General features: G+C 51.8%; 16 protein-coding genes and 1 pseudogene. 16 read left to right on the forward strand and 1 reads right to left on the reverse strand.

Annotated elements, in window-relative coordinates; all coding sequences use genetic code 11:
* Positions 1-87: 87 nt before the first annotated feature.
* From ACESSZ_RS12260 to ACESSZ_RS12325, 14 genes are all read left to right on the forward strand, one after another.
* A complete protein-coding gene (locus ACESSZ_RS12260; RefSeq protein WP_003525154.1) occupies positions 88-306 on the forward strand; it encodes a Maff2 family mobile element protein in 219 nt (72 codons plus the stop codon).
* A 69-nt stretch (positions 307-375) separates the two neighbouring features.
* Positions 376-1,245, forward strand: a complete 870-nt coding sequence (locus tag ACESSZ_RS12265) for a VirB6/TrbL-like conjugal transfer protein, CD1112 family (RefSeq protein ID WP_024724981.1) — start codon at positions 376-378, stop codon at positions 1,243-1,245.
* A gap of 13 nt (positions 1,246-1,258) precedes the next feature.
* Entirely contained in the window at positions 1,259-1,804 is a 546-nt protein-coding gene (locus ACESSZ_RS12270) for an MT-A70 family methyltransferase (RefSeq protein WP_002589060.1), read from the forward strand.
* 14 nt (positions 1,805-1,818) lie between these two features.
* A complete protein-coding gene (locus ACESSZ_RS12275; RefSeq protein WP_117515823.1) occupies positions 1,819-2,274 on the forward strand; it encodes a PrgI family protein in 456 nt (151 codons plus the stop codon).
* Positions 2,231-4,630: a VirB4-like conjugal transfer ATPase, CD1110 family gene (locus ACESSZ_RS12280; protein ID WP_006059580.1), complete on the forward strand. Its 2,400-nt coding sequence runs from the start codon at positions 2,231-2,233 to the stop codon at positions 4,628-4,630. The genes ACESSZ_RS12275 and ACESSZ_RS12280 overlap by 44 nt, the downstream gene beginning before the upstream one ends.
* Before the next feature lie 2 nt (positions 4,631-4,632).
* Complete coding sequence (locus ACESSZ_RS12285) at positions 4,633-5,007, forward strand: DUF3851 family protein (RefSeq protein WP_499842819.1); 375 nt, start codon at positions 4,633-4,635, stop codon at positions 5,005-5,007.
* The gene (locus ACESSZ_RS12290) at positions 5,000-6,709 is read left to right on the forward strand and encodes a CHAP domain-containing protein (RefSeq protein WP_117470827.1); all 1,710 of its coding nucleotides are present in this window, start codon (positions 5,000-5,002) and stop codon (positions 6,707-6,709) included. The genes ACESSZ_RS12285 and ACESSZ_RS12290 overlap by 8 nt, the downstream gene beginning before the upstream one ends.
* Positions 6,710-6,738: 29 nt before the next feature.
* Positions 6,739-6,990 carry a DUF4315 family protein gene (locus ACESSZ_RS12295; RefSeq protein ID WP_002589133.1) on the forward strand — a complete coding sequence of 84 codons (252 nt, stop codon included), beginning with the start codon at positions 6,739-6,741 and terminating at the stop codon, positions 6,988-6,990.
* Positions 6,980-7,732 (forward strand): DUF4366 domain-containing protein, encoded by a 753-nt coding sequence (locus ACESSZ_RS12300; RefSeq protein WP_002589132.1) that lies wholly within the window; start codon positions 6,980-6,982, stop codon positions 7,730-7,732. The genes ACESSZ_RS12295 and ACESSZ_RS12300 overlap by 11 nt, the downstream gene beginning before the upstream one ends.
* A 147-nt stretch (positions 7,733-7,879) precedes the next feature.
* Entirely contained in the window at positions 7,880-8,578 is a 699-nt protein-coding gene (locus tag ACESSZ_RS12305; RefSeq protein WP_008723343.1) for a hypothetical protein, read from the forward strand.
* Positions 8,565-10,673: a type IA DNA topoisomerase gene (locus ACESSZ_RS12310; protein ID WP_499842820.1), complete on the forward strand. Its 2,109-nt coding sequence runs from the start codon at positions 8,565-8,567 to the stop codon at positions 10,671-10,673. The genes ACESSZ_RS12305 and ACESSZ_RS12310 overlap by 14 nt, the downstream gene beginning before the upstream one ends.
* Entirely contained in the window at positions 10,670-10,948 is a 279-nt protein-coding gene (locus ACESSZ_RS12315; protein WP_002570998.1) for a hypothetical protein, read from the forward strand. The genes ACESSZ_RS12310 and ACESSZ_RS12315 overlap by 4 nt, the downstream gene beginning before the upstream one ends.
* Positions 10,949-10,954: 6 nt before the next feature.
* On the forward strand, positions 10,955-14,008 hold the full coding sequence (locus tag ACESSZ_RS12320) for a YodL domain-containing protein (RefSeq protein ID WP_499842821.1): 3,054 nt from the start codon (positions 10,955-10,957) through the stop codon (positions 14,006-14,008).
* A 1-nt stretch (position 14,009) separates the two neighbouring features.
* On the forward strand, positions 14,010-14,225 hold the full coding sequence (locus tag ACESSZ_RS12325) for a transposon-transfer assisting family protein (RefSeq protein WP_014078556.1): 216 nt from the start codon (positions 14,010-14,012) through the stop codon (positions 14,223-14,225).
* 95 nt (positions 14,226-14,320) lie between these two features.
* Here ACESSZ_RS12325 and ACESSZ_RS12330 read toward each other — a convergent pair whose 3' ends face one another.
* A complete protein-coding gene (locus ACESSZ_RS12330) occupies positions 14,321-15,088 on the reverse strand; it encodes a hypothetical protein (RefSeq protein WP_499842822.1) in 768 nt (255 codons plus the stop codon).
* On the opposite strand from ACESSZ_RS12330, the gene ACESSZ_RS12335 reads away from it, so the two are divergent.
* Together ACESSZ_RS12335 and ACESSZ_RS12340 are read left to right on the forward strand one after the other, a co-directional pair.
* Positions 15,075-15,431, forward strand: a complete 357-nt coding sequence (locus ACESSZ_RS12335; RefSeq protein WP_081016879.1) for a TnpV protein — start codon at positions 15,075-15,077, stop codon at positions 15,429-15,431. The two genes, ACESSZ_RS12330 and ACESSZ_RS12335, sit on opposite strands and share 14 nt — an antisense overlap.
* A pseudogene (locus tag ACESSZ_RS12340) lies at positions 15,359-17,942 on the forward strand (SNF2-related protein); the annotation flags it as partial. The gene ACESSZ_RS12335 and the pseudogene ACESSZ_RS12340, both read left to right, overlap by 73 nt.

Here is a 17,942-nt window from a genome sequence, read left to right on the forward strand (position 1 = left end):
AAACCGGGCGGCAGATTGTTCCGGCTTTTGTATGCCTATGAAACATGACAAACCTATTTTTTAATCAGATTCCGGCTAACAAACTATATGGCATTTTTTGAACAGGCAATCACCGTTCTTCAGACCCTCGTTATCGCGCTCGGTGCCGGTCTCGGTATCTGGGGCGTTATCAACCTGCTGGAAGGTTACGGCAACGACAACCCCGGCGCCAAGAGCCAGGGCATGAAGCAGCTCATGGCCGGTGCTGGTGTAGCCGTGGTAGGCATGGTCCTTGTACCTCTGCTCTCCGGGCTTTTCTCTGTCTAAGCGTCTCCGTATGAAATCCTTGCCGCTCCCGCAGTTTTGCGGGGGCGGCGGAAAGGAGGTTGACACCGTATGGATTTCTTACTTGAAGCCCTGACAAATTGGCTGAAAGAAATGCTGGTGGGCGGCATTATGAGCAACCTTTCGGGGATGTTTGACAGTGTAAACCAGCAGGTCGCGGATATATCCGTACAGGTAGGCCAGACCCCACAGGGATGGAATGGCAGTATTTTCAGCATGATTGAGAATCTGTCCAACTCCATCATGGTGCCGATTGCAGGCGTGATCCTGGCTATCGTGATGACCGTAGACCTGATCCAGATGATCGCAGACAAGAACAACCTGCATGATGTGGACACCTGGATGATTTTCAAGTGGGTGTTCAAATCAGCCGCTGCCATCCTCATTGTCACAAATACATGGAATATCGTGATGGGCGTCTTTGATATGGCGCAGAGCGTAGTGGCGCAGGCGGCAGGGGTTATCAATTCGGATGCGTCCATTGACATTTCCTCAGTTATGACCGATCTGGAACCGAGGCTGATGGAAATGGATCTGGGACCGCTGTTCGGACTGTGGTTCCAATCCCTCTTTATTGGCATTACTATGTGGGCGTTATATATCTGTATCTTTATCGTTATTTATGGCCGTATGATCGAAATCTACCTTGTGACTTCGGTGGCTCCCGTTCCAATGGCTGCAATGATGGGTAAAGAATGGGGCGGTATGGGACAGAATTACCTCCGATCCCTGCTGGCGCTGGGCTTTCAGGCGTTTCTCATTATCGTCTGCGTGGCAATTTATGCTGTGCTGGTGCAGAACATCGCTCTGGAAGATGACATCATCATGGCAATCTGGAGCTGCGTGGGCTACACCGTACTGCTGTGCTTTACGCTGTTCAAAACCGGCAGTCTCGCAAAATCAGTCTTTCAGGCGCACTAAAGGAGGGTTCTGTATGAAAAAATATCAAATCATTTACGCAGACCCGCCATGGAACTACAAAGTATATTCCAAGAAAGGATTGGGACGCAGTGCAGAAAGTCACTATCCGACCATGAGTATCGAGGATATTTGTGCGCTGCCAGTAGGCAACTTGGCGGATAAAGACTGTGCCTTGTTTTTATGGGTCACGATTCCATGTTTACTGGAAGGTCTCTCAGTTCTGAAGGCATGGGGATTTACCTATAAAACCGTCGGCTTTGTTTGGGTAAAGCAAAATCGAAAGGCAGATAGCTTGTTCTGGGGAATGGGATATTGGACGCGCTCCAATGTGGAACTTTGTATCCTCGCAACGAAAGGACATCCCAAGCGTATAAACGCAGCTGTTCATCAGGTCATTGTCTCTCACATTGAAGAACATTCAAAAAAACCGCAGGAAGCCAGAGAACGCATTGTCTCATTGATGGGTGATCTCCCGCGCATAGAACTGTTTGCTCGTCAATCCACACCCGGTTGGGATGTGTGGGGAAATGAAGTGGACAGCTCTATTTCATTCCCATAAAGGAGGTGGATAATATGGCTTATGTACCCGTACCCAAAGATTTAACCAAAGTCGAAACCAAGGTCATGTTCAATCTGACACGAAGGCAGCTGGTCTGCTTTACCGCCGGGGCGCTTGTAGGTGTACCGCTGTTCTTGTGGCTCCGTGAGCCTGCGGGAAACAGCATGGCTGCCATGTGTATGATGCTGGTCATGATGCCCTTCTTCCTGCTGGCAATGTATGAAAAGCATGGACAGCCCCTGGAAAAGATCGTGGGCAACATCCTCAAAGTAGCTGTGATCCGTCCCAAGCAGCGTCCCTACCAGACCAATAACTTTTATGCCGTATTAAAGCGGCAGGAAATGCTCGATAAGGAGGTGTATGACATTGTTCACCGCAATGAAAAGCTGGCTGCGCCGTCTGCTGGGAAAACCGGAAGAAAAGACCGTGCATCCGGTAAAGACAAAGAAAAAGCTGTCCCGCGCCGATAAGAAGCAGATCGAAGCGGCCATTGCCCGCGCCAACCGCACGGACAAAAAAGGAAAATCGGCACAGGACAGTATCCCCTATGAACGAATGTGGCCGGACGGGATCTGCCGCGTATCGGACAGCCACTACACAAAGACCATTCAGTTTCAGGACATCAACTATCAGCTCTCCCAAAATGAAGATAAGACCGCGATCTTTGAGGGCTGGTGTGATTTCCTCAATTATTTCGACAGCTCGATTCACTTCCAGCTGTCTTTTTTGAACCTTGCGGCATCGGAGGAGACCTTTGCCAACTCCATTTCCATTCCGCCCCAGGGGGATGCCTTTGACAGTATCCGTGAGGAATATACCACGATGCTGCAAAATCAGCTGGTCAGAGGCAACAACGGTCTCATCAAGACCAAATACCTGACCTTTGGTATCAACGCTGACAGCATCAAAGCCGCCAAGCCCCGTCTGGAGCGTATTGAGACCGATATACTCAATAACTTCAAGCGTCTTGGTGTAGCCGCCAGAACATTGGACGGTAAGGAAAGGCTTTCCCAGCTTCATGCGGTATTCCACATGGATGAACAGCTCCCGTTTCAGTTTGAATGGGACTGGCTGGCTCCTTCCGGCCTGTCCACGAAAGATTTTATTGCACCAAGCTCCTTTGAGTTCCGCACCGGCAAGCAGTTCCGTATGGGCAAGAAATACGGGGCTGTTTCTTTTTTGCAGATTTTAGCCCCAGAGCTGAATGACCGTCTGCTGGCTGATTTTCTGGATATGGAAAGCTCGCTCATTGTGAGTATGCACATTCAGTCGGTGGATCAGGTGAAAGCCATCAAAACGGTAAAGCGTAAGATTACCGATCTGGACCGCAGTAAGATTGAGGAACAGAAAAAAGCAGTCCGCGCCGGATACGACATGGACATCATTCCTTCTGACCTTGCCACCTACGGCAGCGAAGCGAAAAAGCTGTTGCAGGATTTGCAGAGCCGAAACGAGAGAATGTTCCTGGTCTCCTTTTTGGTGCTGAACACAGCGGACACCCCCCGTCAGCTTGGAAACAACATCTTTCAGGCAGGCTCTATTGCCCAGAAGTATAACTGCCAGCTGACCAGACTGGACTTCCAGCAGGAAGAAGGGCTGATGAGCTGTCTGCCCCTGGGACTCAATCAGATCGAGATTCAGCGAGGGCTGACCACCAGTTCTACGGCTATCTTTGTACCATTCACCACACAGGAATTATTCCAGAACGGCAAGGAAGCCCTGTACTACGGCATCAATGCCCTGTCCAACAACCTCATCATGGTGGATAGAAAGCTGCTGAAAAACCCCAACGGCTTGATTTTGGGTACGCCGGGTTCCGGTAAGTCTTTCAGCGCCAAGCGTGAGATTGCCAACTGCTTTTTGCTTACCAATGATGATGTCATCATCTGTGACCCGGAAGCGGAGTACGCACCTCTGGTGGATCGTCTGCATGGGCAGGTCATCAAGATCTCGCCTACCTCAACCAACTACATCAATCCGATGGATCTGAACCTGGACTATTCGGATGATGAAAGCCCGCTGTCCCTCAAGTCTGACTTTATCCTCAGCTTGTGTGAGCTGATCGTGGGCGGTAAGGACGGATTGCAGCCGGTGCAGAAAACCATCATCGACCGTTGTGTGCGTCTGGTCTATCAGACCTACCTCAATGACCCGCGCCCGGAGAATATGCCCATACTGGAGGACCTATATAACCTGCTCCGTTCACAGGAGGAAAAGGAAGCCCAGTATATCGCCACGGCCCTTGAAATCTATGTAACCGGCTCCCTCAATGTGTTCAATCACCAGAGCAATGTGGACATCAATAACCGCATTGTCTGCTATGACATTAAGGAGCTGGGCAAGCAACTCAAGAAAATCGGTATGTTGGTGGTCCAGGATCAGGTGTGGAACCGCGTTACCATTAACCGCGCTGCCCACAAGTCCACCCGTTATTACATCGACGAGATGCACCTGCTTTTGAAGGAGGAGCAGACCGCCGCTTATACGGTGGAAATCTGGAAGCGATTCCGCAAATGGGGCGGTATTCCGACAGGTATCACCCAGAATGTCAAAGACCTTTTGAGCAGCCGCGAGGTGGAGAACATCTTTGAAAACTCCGACTTCGTGTATATGCTCAACCAGGCAGGCGGAGACCGTCAGATTCTCGCCAAGCAGCTGGGCATTTCCACGCACCAGCTTAGCTATGTGACCCACTCCGGTGAGGGCGAGGGCCTGCTGTTCTATGGCTCCACCATCCTGCCCTTCGTTGACCACTTCCCGAAGAATACTGAGCTTTACCGCATTATGACCACCAAACCCCAGGAACTGAAAAAGGAGGATGAATAACTATGAAACAGAATATTTGCGAACTTGATACCATGATTTTTTTCCGTGAGGCATTGGAGGCTCACGAATTCATGTTGCTTCCGGTAATGGCCTCCGCTGTTGTTGAGTGTCGTACCGCTGACAAAGAACTCAAAACCTTGAATGAGGATGGCGAAATTGGTCTTGCCCGTCTCTTTTCGATTTGGGCGAATATGATGTGTGCCCCTGGTGCAGCACCCATTGTAGGGTGCAGACCTATCACAATGCTCTCTGAGATTCTGGCGCAAGTCCATGCGTATCTCACCGTGCATCCGCTATATGATCCGGAAGGTTTGGCCCTCTATGTGGAGCTGCACCACATGATGGATGCTATCCTAATGGGTGATTGGTTTGAATAAAGAGCCGCGCCTGCGCTTTACTGATGAGGAACGGGCTGACCCTGCACTGGAAAAGCCGATCCGCAAAACGGAGAAAGCTACGGCCAGAGCAGATAAGGCGCAGGCCAATATTCCAAAGAAAAAAGTCAGACAGACGGTCATTGACCCGGACACCGGGAAAAAGACCTCGAAGCTGACCTTTGAGGACAAGAAAAAACCACCTTCCAAACTTTCTCAAGGGGTTAAGGAAGCTCCCGTCCATCTGGTCGCGGGCAAGTTTCACAAAGAGATCCGGGAAACAGAACAGGACAATGTGGGCGTGGAAAGCGCCCACAAGTCCGAGGAGGCGGTGGAGACCAGCGCTTATCTGGTGCGGGAGGGCTATCGCAGCCACAAGCTGAAGCCGTACCGCAAAGCAGCCCAGGCCGAGCAGAAGCTGGAAAAGGCAAATGTAAATGCCCTGTACCAGAAGTCCCTACGGGAAAATCCTCAGTTTACCAGCAACCCTCTCTCCCGCTGGCAGCAAAAACAGAGTATCAAAAAGCAGTATGCCGTCGCCAAGCGCACCGGTCAGACTGCCGGAAATACCGCCCAGGCTGCGTCCAAAACCGGAAAAGCCGCAAGGACGGTAAAAGAAAAGGCACAGCAGGCAGGGGCATTCGTCATGCGCCACAAGAAGGGCTTCCTGATGGCAGGGGTTTTTTTCCTCATCGCCTGTATGCTGATGAATACCATGTCCTCCTGCTCTATGATGGCACAGAGTATTGGTTCTGTAATTTCCGGCACTACCTATCCATCGGATGACCCGGAAATGCTGGCGGTGGAGGCAGATTATGCAGACAGAGAAGCTCGGTTGCAGGAGAAAATCGACAACATCGAAAGCAGCCACCCAGGGTATGACGAGTATCGCTATAACCTGGATATGATTGGCCATGACCCCCATGAGCTGGCGGCAGTTCTCTCTGCTGTCTTGCAAGGCTATACACGCCACAGCGCACAGGCAGAGCTGGATCGTGTGTTTGATGCACAGTATCAGCTTACGCTGAGAGAAGAAATTCAGATTCGCACTTACACTGACGAAGATGGTGATGAGCATGAATATGAATATCGTATTCTCCATGTAACTTTAACAAGCCGTTCCATTGCCTCTCTTGCGCCAGAACTACTGACTCCGGAGCAGATGGAGATGTACCAGGTCTACCGACAGACTATGGGCAATAAGCCGCTGTTATTTGGTGGCGGTTCTCCCGATACAGGTGTTTCTGAAGATTTGACTGGTGTTGAATTTATCAATGGCACCCGCCCCGGCAATCCGCAGCTGGTGGAACTGGCGAAAAGTCAGGTGGGCAATGTGGGAGGACAACCTTATTGGAGCTGGTACGGCTTTGACTCCCGTGTGGAATGGTGTGCCTGCTTTGTATCATGGTGCTATGGTCAATCCGGTCGAACGGAACCACGCTTTGCTGGTTGTCAGTCTCAGGGTGTTCCGTGGTTCCAGTCTCATGGACAGTGGGGCGCACGAGGATATGAAAACATCGCCCCCGGTGATGCCATTTTCTTCGATTGGGATCTGGATGGTTCCGCAGACCATGTGGGAATTGTTGTCGGCACCGATGGCAGCCGTGTTTATACCGTGGAGGGAAATTCCGGCGATGCCTGCAAGATCAAAAGTTATGACCTGAATTATCAGAGTATCAAGGGCTACGGCCTGATGAACTGGTAACAGAGATTTTTTAGAAGGAGTGATAGACGATGGCAAAGAACAAAATTGAACGCATTGACCAGGAGATTGCTAAGGTCCGCGAGAAGATCGCAGAGTATCAGGAAAAGCTCAAGGCGCTGGAGGTACAGAAAACCGAGGCAGAAAATCTGGAGATCGTCCAGATGGTGCGCGCACTGCGTATGACCCCGGCTCAGCTGAGCGCCATGCTGTCCGGAGGCACAGTTCCCGGCAGTTTTGCTGATGACAACAACGAACAGGAGGAAAACAGCTATGAGGAATAAACGATTGCTCCGAACACTTTCCGCCCTTTGCCTGACGCTGGTGCTGGCATCGGGCTTTACCGTTCCCGCTTTTGCCCAGGGCGCAGCGCCGCCCCCGGCAGAGGATACCACCAATGACAGCAATGTGGTGGTGGAAGAAACGGAAAAAGCACCTCCGCTGACCCCGGAGGGCAACGCCGCTCTGGTGGATGATTTCGGGGGCAATAAACAGCTCATTACCGTTACCACCAAGGCGGGCAACTATTTTTATATCCTGATCGACAGGGCCAACGAGGATAAAAAGACTGCTGTTCACTTTCTGAACCAGGTGGATGAAGCGGACCTGATGGCGCTGATGGAAGATGGAAAACCCAAAGAGGAGCCGCCTGCTGTGTGCAGCTGCACGAAGAAATGTGAAGCAGGGGCAGTTAATACGGCCTGTCCGGTCTGTGTAACTGATAAGAGTAAATGTACGGGAAAAGCACCGGAACCTCCGGCAGAAACACCGGAGCCGGAAAAAGAGAAGCCTGCCGGACTGAACCCGGCTGCGCTGATCCTTCTGCTGGCTCTGCTGGGCGGCGGTGGCGTATTTGCCTACTTGAAGCTCGTTAAGAATAAGCCTAAGACCAAGGGCAATGACAGTCTGGACGATTATGATTATGGTGAGGAAGATTCCGAGGAATGGGAAACCGAAGATGAGGAAGTCCTTGAGGATGGTTTTGAGGGTTCTGACCCTAATGAGGAACGCGATAGAGCAGATTGAACCATTTGAGCGTAGCGTATTTCAAATCATTGCGGGATAAGGGACAGAGGACAGGGAGAAATTCCTGTCCTCTGCTGCTCTACTCACTCTCTTACTGTAAATCCACACCCAAAATCAGCACATGGTCAAAGAAAGGAGGACCTCACAATGAACACATGGAACTGGTTATTACACTTTCTGATTATTTTTGATCTGGTCGCCTTCGGAATTTACTTTGGAGGAGACATTCTTTTCACTGCTATCAGCAAAGTTCAAAAAAAGTCAAAGAAGGACGATGACTTGGATCTTTATGATTTTGAAATTGAGACCGCACCCCAAAAGCGCTCTTTATGTGTGGACTCAATCCGAATGCTTTATTCTGGTGAGATAGATGAATTTGTGGAAAAGGAACTGTTGCCTGATGCAGCGGAGACCATGAACGCTTTATCTGAAGCTGAAAAAACAGCAGTTAGCCTGTTACTAAAAGCTTATATCGGTTTTTTGAGCGAAGAAGCAACGGTAGATGAACAAAGTTTTCCCATGGTTAAGGAACTGTTGTCTTATACACAGGGCAGCAAAGAAGATGGTGAAAAAGATGCCATAGATTGTCTGATGGAAGATACGGTCAGCAGAACCCACAGACATCGAGAATATTACAACAATTATCAACGCTATCAACTGATGCAGGTGGATAAAGAGCGTGTGATTATGGCCTGCAATATCATAATCAATGATTTGATTGGCAGGTTGTACCGATATGATTATCGCTTTGGCTATGACATTACACTTGCCTCAGAACACAGCATTGCAAAAAAACTGTCTGATAATTGGCAGAATGAATGGGAGGCTGAAGATGATGAGATATAAACTGGTAATCGCTGAAAAACCATCGGTTGCACAAAGTCTGGCTGCGGTAATCGGTGCAACTGCTCGTAAGGATGGGTATCTGGAGGGTAACGGCTGGCGTGTCAGCTGGTGCGTGGGCCATCTGGCTGGTCTTGCGGATGCAGACAGTTATGATCCCAAGTATGCCAAGTGGCGATATGATGACCTGCCTATCCTGCCGGAGCATTGGCAGATGGTGGTGGGAAAGGATAAGAAAAAGCAGTTTGATATTCTCAAAAAGCTGATGAACGCCCCAGATGTGACCGAAGTGGTAAATGCCTGCGATGCCGGACGCGAGGGCGAGCTGATCTTCCGCAGCGTCTATGAGCTGGCAGGCTGCCAAAAGCCGATGAAAAGGCTCTGGATTTCTTCAATGGAGGACTCCGCCATAAGGGAGGGCTTTGCAAACCTGCGTCCAGGTGTAGATTATGATGGACTTCGGAAAGCTGCTCTCTGCCGTGCCAAGGCCGACTGGCTGGTAGGGATCAATGCCACAAGGCTTTTTTCCGTGCTGTACCACCGCACCCTCAACATCGGGCGCGTGATGTCCCCAACGCTGGCACTCATTGTCCAGCGAGAAGCTGAAATCGACACATTTAAGCCGGTTCCTTTTTATACCGTGGCGCTGGAGCTGCCCGGTCTTACCGTATCCGGGGAGCGCATAAGTGACCGAGCAAGCGCAGAGCAGCTGAAAGAAGCTTGCCAGGATGCAGCTGTCACAATCAAAAAGGTGGAGTGCAAGGAAAAGTCTGAAAAGCCGCCTGCCCTCTATGATCTGACTACTCTGCAAAGAGATGCCAATCGCCTGCTTGGATTTACAGCCCAGCAGACCCTGGACTATCTGCAAAGCCTGTATGAAAAGAAGCTCTGCACCTATCCCCGTACTGACAGCCGCTATCTGACCGGTGATATGGCAGACAGCCTGCCGGTGCTGGTGAATCTGGTTGCCAATGCTATGCCGTTTCGCAAAGGGATCGCCATTACCTGTGATCCGCAGACGGTCATCAACGATAAGAAAGTAACCGACCACCACGCAGTAATTCCCACCCGAAATCTCAAGGATGCAGACCTTTCTGCCCTTCCTGCGGGAGAAAAAGCAGTGCTGGAGCTGGTGGCCCTGCGTCTGCTGTGCGCCGTGGCCCAGCCCCATATCTATTCGGAAACCGTTGTGATTGCAGCGTGTGCCGGTGGGGAATTTACCACCAAAGAAAAAACGGTGAGGCACCCCGGATGGAAAGCACTGGAGGACGCTTACCGTGCCAAAACGAAGGATGCAGAGCCGAAAAAAGAGGGTGCAGAGAAAGCCGTGCCAGAGCTGACTGAAGGACAGACCCTTTCGGTTTCTGCGGCAATCGTCAAAGAAGGCAAAAGCAGTCCGCCTCAGCACTTTACGGAGGACACCCTATTGTCCGCAATGGAGACTGCCGGAAAAGAGGATATGCCGGAGGATGCCGAGCGAAAAGGTCTGGGGACACCGGCCACCCGTGCCGGTATTTTGGAAAAGCTGGTATCTGCCGGTTTTCTGGAGCGAAAAAAGAACAGAAAAACGGTGCAGCTTCTTCCTTCCCACGATGCAGTATCCCTTATCACGGTGCTGCCGGAACAACTGCAATCGCCGCTTCTGACTGCCGAGTGGGAGTATCGCCTGGGCGAGATCGAGCGCGGGCAGCTTGCCCCAGAGGAGTTTCTGGACGGGATCAGCACCATGCTGAAAGACCTGGTGGGAACTTATCAGGTCATCAGGGGAACTGAGTACCTGTTCACTCTGCCCCGTGAGGTGGTGGGCAAATGCCCTCGCTGCGGCGGTGAAGTTGCAGAACTGCAAAAAGGCTTCTTCTGTCAGAATGATTCTTGCAAATTTGCAATCTGGAAAAATAACAAATGGTGGGCTGCCAAGAAAAAACAGCCGACCAAGGCTGTGGTGTCTGCACTGCTTAACGATGGCCGTGTCCGTGTGACGGGGCTATATTCGGAGAAAACCGGCAAGACCTACGATGCCACTGTGGTTTTGGAGGACGATGGACAGTACGCCAACTTCAAGCTGGAATTTGACCAGCGGAAAGGAGGCAGCCGATGAAGCTCTCTTTAGTGGAACGGGAAACCATTCTCCTCTATAACCAGGCAGAACCAATGGCTGAGGTCTACACCCACGATCCCCGTCTGATGGAGAAGCTGGAACTGCTGGCAAAAAAGCACCCCGACCAGATCACCCGAAAGGACGCCCATAACTTTACCGTCCCAAAGCGGTGTGTATCAGTCCGGGAGCCATATAGCGCAGAACGCCGCAAAGCCGCCAGTGAGCGTGCGAAAGCTGCCGGATACCAGCCCCCTGTGAGAAAGTCCAGCAGTTAAAGGCACATGGCAGAGAATGTATTTGAAGCAGTCAAGCAGTCGGTCAGCACCAGAGATGCGGCAGCGTTTTATGGGATCGAGGTCAAACGAAATGGCATGGCCTGTTGTCCCTTTCACGATGATAAGAACCCCAGCATGAAGCTGAACGAGGAATATTTCTACTGTTTCGGCTGCGGAGCTACTGGCGATGTGATCGACTTTACCGCAAAGCTCTTTGACCTCTCCCCAAAAGAAGCGGCAGAGAAATTGGCACAGGACTTTGGCCTGATCTATGACAGTCAGGCCCCTCCCCGCAGGAGGTATGTCCGGCAGAAAACCGAGGCACAGCAGTTTCGTGAGGATCGGCAGCGGTGTTATCGCGTACTGTCCGATTACTACCATCTGCTGAAAAAATGGGAGAGCGACCATTCTCCCCGGACACCGGAGGAGAAACCGCACCCCCGCTTTGTGGAAGCAATCCATAAGAAAATCTATGTGGAGTACCTGCTGGATCTTTTTCTTTATGAAAGTGAAGAAGAACAAAAGGCATGGATTGCAGAACACACAGCAGAAATCACACACTTGGAAAGGAGATTGAAAATCATGGCTGAGAACAAACCCACCAACCGAGAGCGGCTAAGGGAAATCACAGACGGCATCGAGCAGGGCATCAAGGAACTGTTTGAGAGTGAAAAGTATATGCGCTATCTGTCCGTTATGTCCCGCTTCCACCGCTATTCGGTAAACAACACCATGCTCATCTATATGCAGAAGCCGGACGCCACTTTGGTAGCCGGATACAATAAGTGGAAAGCCCAGTTTGAGCGTCATGTTAAAAAGGGAGAACATGGCATTACCATCATCGCCCCCACACCGTACAAGAAGAAAATCGAGGAGCAGAAACTGGACCCGGATACCAAGGCTCCGATTTTGGATAAAGACGGAAAGATCATCACAGAGGAAAAAGAAATCGAGATCCCCATGTTTCGCCCGGTCAAGGTCTTTGATGTGAGCCAGACTGATGGGAAACCTTTGCCGGAGCTTGCTTCCTCCCTTTCCGGAAATGTGCCAAATTATGAGGCATTCATGGAGGCCCTGCGCCGCAGTGCGCTGGTGCCGATCACTTTTGAAGCAATGGCCGCCGATACGGACGGCTATTTTTCTGCCGATCATCAGAAAATTGCCATTCGCCAGGGCATGAGCGAGGTGCAGACGGTTTCGGCCACGGTTCATGAGATTGCCCACAGCAAGCTCCACAATCAGAAAAAGATTCAGATTGCCAATGACGAGCAATATCAGGAGATCGAGCTGTTTGATAAACCCGGTCTGTTCTCCAATGGGCGGATTGTCCGTGATAATCTGCCGGAGGACGTTTATTGCTATGACCTGCGCGGTTCTGACTACGACCCCGGAGAGCAGGTCTGTGTAGAAGAACGAGTGGTTGTAAACCATGCAGGTTCCGTTCTGCTGACAGAGCCGTTGGAGCTGGCGGAAGATGGACGCCTGATGCTGACCGAGGAAGAAGGGCTGAATTTTGTTGGCGGCTTTTCTACCCTCGCCCAGTTTTTGCAAGAACAGAGGAAAGACCGCCACACGGAGGAAGTGGAGGCTGAAAGCATCTCCTATGCAGTCTGCAAGTATTTTGGCATCGAGACCGGAGAAAACAGCTTCGGCTATATTGCAAGCTGGAGTCAGGGCAAGGAACTGAAAGAGCTGAGAGCCAGTTTGGAAACCATCAACAAGACCTCCGGCACTTTGATCTCTGACATTGAGCGCCACTATAAGGAAATCTGCAAAGAGCGTGGAATTGACCCCAATGCAAAAAAAGAGCCGGAAATGGCGGTTCTTGATGCGGAGGCAAACCAGCAGGAGGCTTTGTTTCTAATTGACGATGCCACCTATCTTCATATCCAGCCTTGTGACAGCGGCTGGGACTACACCATTTACGATGCCGCGTCCATGAAAGAGCTGGATGGCGGTCAGCTGGATATGCCGGAGCTTTCCCGCATGAAGGCAGTTCTCCAGATTTGTGATGACAACGATCTGGACAGAGACTCTGTAAAATACGCACCGTTGTCCATGATCGAGACTTTGCAGGAAGCTGCCTACCAGCAGATGCAGGCAGAGGCCAGTCAGATGACTGCTTCTTCCCAGCTGCCGGAGGCACAGGGGCAGGCGCTGGATGAATACCCAACGCCGGATGAGCAGGTCTCCACACCGGATATGCAGGAATACGGTTACTCTTATGACGGGATGCTCCCTGTTACAAGAGAACGGGCGCTGGAACTGGATGCCGCCGGTTTGACTGTCTATGTGCTGCATGAGGACAATACGGAGAGCATGGTGTTTGACCCACAGGAGATCATGGAGCATGGCGGTCTTTTCGGTGTGGACCGTGAGGAATGGGAGAAAAGCCCTCAGTTCCACGAAAAGGTCATGGAGCGCCAGGAACATCAGCAGGAACGGGAACAGGCATTTCTCGCTCAGAACAGAGATTGCTTTGCCATCTATCAGGTAAGTCGTGACGATCCGCAGAATGTGCGCTTTATGAATCTGGATTGGTTAAAGTCCCATGACATTTCCATAGACCGCAGCAGTTATGACCTCATTTACACAGCTCCTCTGAGGGAGTCTGGCACGGTGCCGGAGCAGCTGGAAAAACTATATGAGCAGTTTAATCTGCAAAAGCCGGCGGATTTTCACAGTCCTTCTATGAGTGTTAGTGACATCGTTGCGATCAAGCAGGACGGTAAGGTATCCTGTCATTACTGTGACAGTGTTGGTTTTACCCAGATCCCCGGATTCCTGCCGGAAAATCCGCTGAAAAATGCGGAGATGGCCGTGGAGGACGATTACGGCATGATCGACGGTATCATCAACAATGGCGCAAAAGAGCCTACTGTGGCAGAGCTGGAACAGCAGGCCCGCAGCGGGCAGCCCATTTCCCTGATGGATCTGGCTGCCGCTGCCCATCGGGAGGAACGGGAAAAGAAAAAGTCCGTCATGGAGCAGCTGAAAAGCCAGCCCAAGGCAGAACACAAAAAGATAGCGCCAAAAAAGAGTACGGAAAGGGAGATTTGATATGGGAAACTTTACTTTTGAGGAAATGAACCTGATGTGCATTTACAATACCGGTAGCCGCACCGGATTGATCGACAGCCTGCGTGAGATGCGCGGCGAGCTTTCGCCAGAGGAAACGGAACTGAGGGAGCTGACCGACAGCGCCCTTTGCAAGCTCCAAACCATGACGGATGATGAATTTGCGGAATTGGAATTGTACCCGGATTTTGACCAGTAAACACCATAATCGCAGGGATGGGGTGGCAATATGCTACCCCATCTTTTACCCCAAAACCGAAAGGAGGACAGAACACCATGCCAACCAAAGCTGAACTATATGCACAGATGGCGGAGAAGGTGACAACGCAGCTCACGGGGAGCTGGCAGGAATGGGCAGGGTTTCTCACTACTGCTTCCCGCCTTTACAAGTACCCGTTCCACGAGCAGCTGATGATCTATGCCCAGCGACCGGACGCTACCGCCTGTGCGGAGTACGATTTGTGGAATGGAAAGATGGGCCGGTATGTAAGGCGCGGTTCCAAAGGGATCGCTCTGGTGGACGATTCCGGGGACAGACCTCGCCTGCGTTATGTCTTTGACATTTCCGACACCGGAACCCGTGAACATTCCCGCACTCCCTGGCTGTGGCAGCTGGAGGAGCACCATTTGGATTCGGTGCAGGCCATGCTTGAGCGCACCTATGAGGTTTCCGGTGATGACCTTGCCGGACAGCTCACTGAGGTAGCCGGAAAACTGGCTGAGGAATACTGGACGGAGCATCAGCAGGACTTCTTCTATATCGTTGACGGTTCCTTTTTGGAGGAATATGATGAGTATAACATCGGAGTGCAGTTTAAGGCAGCAGCCACCGTCAGCATCACTTACGCTTTGATGTCCCGCTGCGGACTGGAGCCGGAACGCTACTTCGACCACGAAGATTTCATGGCAATCTTTGATTTCAACACCCCATCCACCATCGGGGCGCTGGGAACAGCGGTCAGCCAGATCAACCAGCAGGTGCTGCGGCAGATCGGCGTCACCGTCCGAAATGCAGAGCGCGAAACCAACCAAGAAAGGAGCAAACAAGATGAACAATCCCATGACCTATATCCAGAACGGAGACTATCTGATTCCCGACCTGAAGCTGAGCCAGCAGCCGGAGAAACCCCTGGGCAAGTACGGAAGGATGAGGAAAACCTACCTGAAGGAACATCGTCCCATCCTCTACAACCAGATGTTGCTGAGCGAGAAGCTGTACCCGCACCTTCTGGAGATCGACGAGACCGCCCAGAGCAGACTGGAGCAGATGATGCCCCAGCTGGCGAAGGAAGCGGGAGCCACCGAGGAACTGAAAGCCAGCGATCCCATGAAGTGGGTGGGGCTGATGAACACCTGCAAAGCTCAGGCCGAAGAAATCCTGATGGCGGAGCTTATCAACAGCTGACCCTAAACCTGTTCCTCTCCGAAGCGGAACAGATCCAATCCATAGATGAAGCAGAGAATGTAGCGCATACATCCTCTGCTTTTTCTTTTGCCCAAAATGATATTGACCATGTGCTGCGTTTGGGAGGCAATACAGATCGTCAGAGGGAGCGTGTGGTTGCAGCATTTGAAAAGCAGAAAACCACCGCTGAGATTGCCGAGATACTGAAAACGCTGTACCACGGAGGCAACGGCCTTGGCAGTGTGAGTGCATGGTATGCCGAGGATGGTATCCATCTTTCCCACGGGAAGTCTGTCCGTTATGACAGGTCTGCCCAGGTCATTTCCTGGGAGCGCGCCGCAGAGCGTATCGGGGAGCTTTTGGAAAGTGGTCAGTTTGCCTCCAATGTGGAACTTGCAGAAGCGGCAGGCTATGAACGCTCCCTCCTTGCCACAAAGTTCTGGAACCTATATCACGATCTCAGTGAGGACGCCAGAGAAGCCGGATATTTGTCCTGCCTGTCAGAGATCAAAGGCAATGGGTTCCCGGAGGAGACCCACCGCCTGACGGAGCAGTTGAATGCCCCGGCTTTCCGCCAGACACTCAAGGAAGAATACGCCGCCTTCTGGACTGCCTATCAGCAGGACCGTGACCTGTTGCGCTTTCATTACCATAGGCCAAGGGAAATCTGGGAGAACCTGAAAGACCTTGACCTGCCCCGCAGGACTTTTTCTTCGGACCTTTCCCAAGTGCCAACCGTCCAGCATTTCATTACAGAGGATGAGATCGACACCGCCATGACCGGCGGCAGCAGTTTTGCCGGAGGAAAAGGCCGTATCTATGCGTTCTTCATGGAAAACCATACGGATAAGGAAAAAGTGAGATTCCTTAAAGACGAGTATGGCATTGGCGGACGCTCTCATGCCCTGTCCGGCGCAACACACAGCGGCGAAGATCACGATGGGAAAGGACTGCACTATAAAAAGCAGGACTGCCCGGATGTTCACTTGAACTGGGAAAAGGTTTCCAAGCGCATTACCTCACTTGTCCAGAAAGGCCGCTATCTTACCGAACAGGAACAAGCGCAGTATGACAAGATCCAGGCTGAAAAGGATCTGGCAGAAGAAGATGCCATTCAAGCCCAGCAGCCGGAGATAGAGGAAGAAACGCCAAAGCCTACCCTTCGGGAGCAGTTTGAGCAGTATAAGCCTGTGGTGACTGCCGCCATATCTGAGGATGTGGCATATCGAAATGCCTGCGGTCATTCCGACCGTGAAAATGCTGTCATCGAGGGCAATGCCGCTGTGCGCCGTGCGGTTCTTGGCTCTAAGGATATGGAGCTGATCCGCCTTTATTCGGATGTGCCGGAGTTCCGCCAGCGCCTGCACCGGGAAGTGATCGACGAAACCTATCCAAAGCTCCATGAGCTTCTGCGCCCTCTTTCTCAGGAAGATATTGATACTGCCCTTTGTGCATGGAACGGCAATATCGAGAGTAAACACGCTGTCGTCCGTTATATGAAAGACCATGCAAGAGAGAAGGATACCGCTGCATGGCTGGCTCAGGAATACGGTGGCAGCAACAGCCCGTTCGTTGTCCGTGCCGGAAGCCCGGAGGAAACACAGCTGCCCTGGCCGAAGGTACAGCGCAGGCTTGCCCAGCTGATTCAGGAGGACCGGTTCTATACCGAAGAAGAACAGGATCGTTTTGACAATATCGACCCTATCGCCATCCGGGAAGCCCTGGAGGAAAGAGGGATCGTCAACGGACAGGTGGCAGACCCGGAAAAACTGGACAATGACCCGTTTATCCAACAGGTGATGTCGGATGCCGAGCAGATCGCAGCTGCCGAGACAGAACAGACTTCCGAGGTTTCCATTTCCGATGAGGAATATGATGCAGTTCGCCGCCCGACTCCGCAAAGGACTTCCTATGACCCTGCCGCCCCGGTCTATGCTGTGGGCGATACCGTGTATATCGAGAATGACGCCTATCAGATCACCGAGCTGCGGGAGGACACCGTACAGCTTCTGCCCACCGGCATGGTATATCCCATCTACCGGGCAGAGCGCAAAGAACAGTTCGAGCAGCTGATTCGGGCAGACCGCCGCAATGCTTACTATACCGAGTTTCTTCCTATTGACCCGGACAAGGCAGATCAGGACCTGCGGGATGTATTGACCCATGGACTTATGGATGAAGCAGATAAAAAACAGGTTTCCACGCTGCTGCAATCCGGCAGGAGCAACAGCGAGATCGCTTATTGGCTGAGCAGAGCCTATTCTGGTGAGATCGAGACGCTGAATCTGGAGACCGGCGATACTGCCGATTACCGTACCACGGCACAGGGCATGGAGCTGGAAGTCCTGGACGCAGAGGAAAAGCGTCTGGCTGTGCTGTATTTTCGCTGGGATGAGGTTGCGCCTTTGCTGCGCGGGATGTATGCCCGTCAGCTGGATGGCTTTGGACAGGAACGCCCCGAACCGGCTGTCGAATCCCCGACCTTCCATTCCGAGACTGTGGCCGTCTATC

Origin of the sequence: Eubacterium sp. 3_1_31 (genome assembly GCF_964249515.1) — a bacterium.
GTDB lineage: Bacteria > Bacillota_I > Bacilli_A > Erysipelotrichales > Erysipelotrichaceae > Longicatena > Longicatena caecimuris.

What these genes read in the sequence shown, in the direction of transcription:
- ACESSZ_RS12260 (WP_003525154.1), top strand. Translation starts at nt 88, where the DNA reads ATGGCATTTTTTGAACAGGCAATCACCGTTCTTCAGACCCTCGTTATC.
- ACESSZ_RS12265 (WP_024724981.1), top strand. Translation starts at nt 376, where the DNA reads ATGGATTTCTTACTTGAAGCCCTGACAAATTGGCTGAAAGAAATGCTG.
- ACESSZ_RS12270 (WP_002589060.1), top strand. Translation starts at nt 1,259, where the DNA reads ATGAAAAAATATCAAATCATTTACGCAGACCCGCCATGGAACTACAAA.
- ACESSZ_RS12275 (WP_117515823.1), top strand. Translation starts at nt 1,819, where the DNA reads ATGGCTTATGTACCCGTACCCAAAGATTTAACCAAAGTCGAAACCAAG.
- ACESSZ_RS12285 (WP_499842819.1), top strand. Translation starts at nt 4,633, where the DNA reads ATGAAACAGAATATTTGCGAACTTGATACCATGATTTTTTTCCGTGAG.
- ACESSZ_RS12295 (WP_002589133.1), top strand. Translation starts at nt 6,739, where the DNA reads ATGGCAAAGAACAAAATTGAACGCATTGACCAGGAGATTGCTAAGGTC.
- ACESSZ_RS12300 (WP_002589132.1), top strand. Translation starts at nt 6,980, where the DNA reads ATGAGGAATAAACGATTGCTCCGAACACTTTCCGCCCTTTGCCTGACG.
- ACESSZ_RS12305 (WP_008723343.1), top strand. Translation starts at nt 7,880, where the DNA reads ATGAACACATGGAACTGGTTATTACACTTTCTGATTATTTTTGATCTG.
- ACESSZ_RS12310 (WP_499842820.1), top strand. Translation starts at nt 8,565, where the DNA reads ATGATGAGATATAAACTGGTAATCGCTGAAAAACCATCGGTTGCACAA.
- ACESSZ_RS12315 (WP_002570998.1), top strand. Translation starts at nt 10,670, where the DNA reads ATGAAGCTCTCTTTAGTGGAACGGGAAACCATTCTCCTCTATAACCAG.
- ACESSZ_RS12320 (WP_499842821.1), top strand. Translation starts at nt 10,955, where the DNA reads ATGGCAGAGAATGTATTTGAAGCAGTCAAGCAGTCGGTCAGCACCAGA.
- ACESSZ_RS12325 (WP_014078556.1), top strand. Translation starts at nt 14,010, where the DNA reads ATGGGAAACTTTACTTTTGAGGAAATGAACCTGATGTGCATTTACAAT.
- ACESSZ_RS12335 (WP_081016879.1), top strand. Translation starts at nt 15,075, where the DNA reads ATGAACAATCCCATGACCTATATCCAGAACGGAGACTATCTGATTCCC.
- ACESSZ_RS12330 (WP_499842822.1), bottom strand. Translation starts at nt 15,088, where the DNA reads ATGGGATTGTTCATCTTGTTTGCTCCTTTCTTGGTTGGTTTCGCGCTC.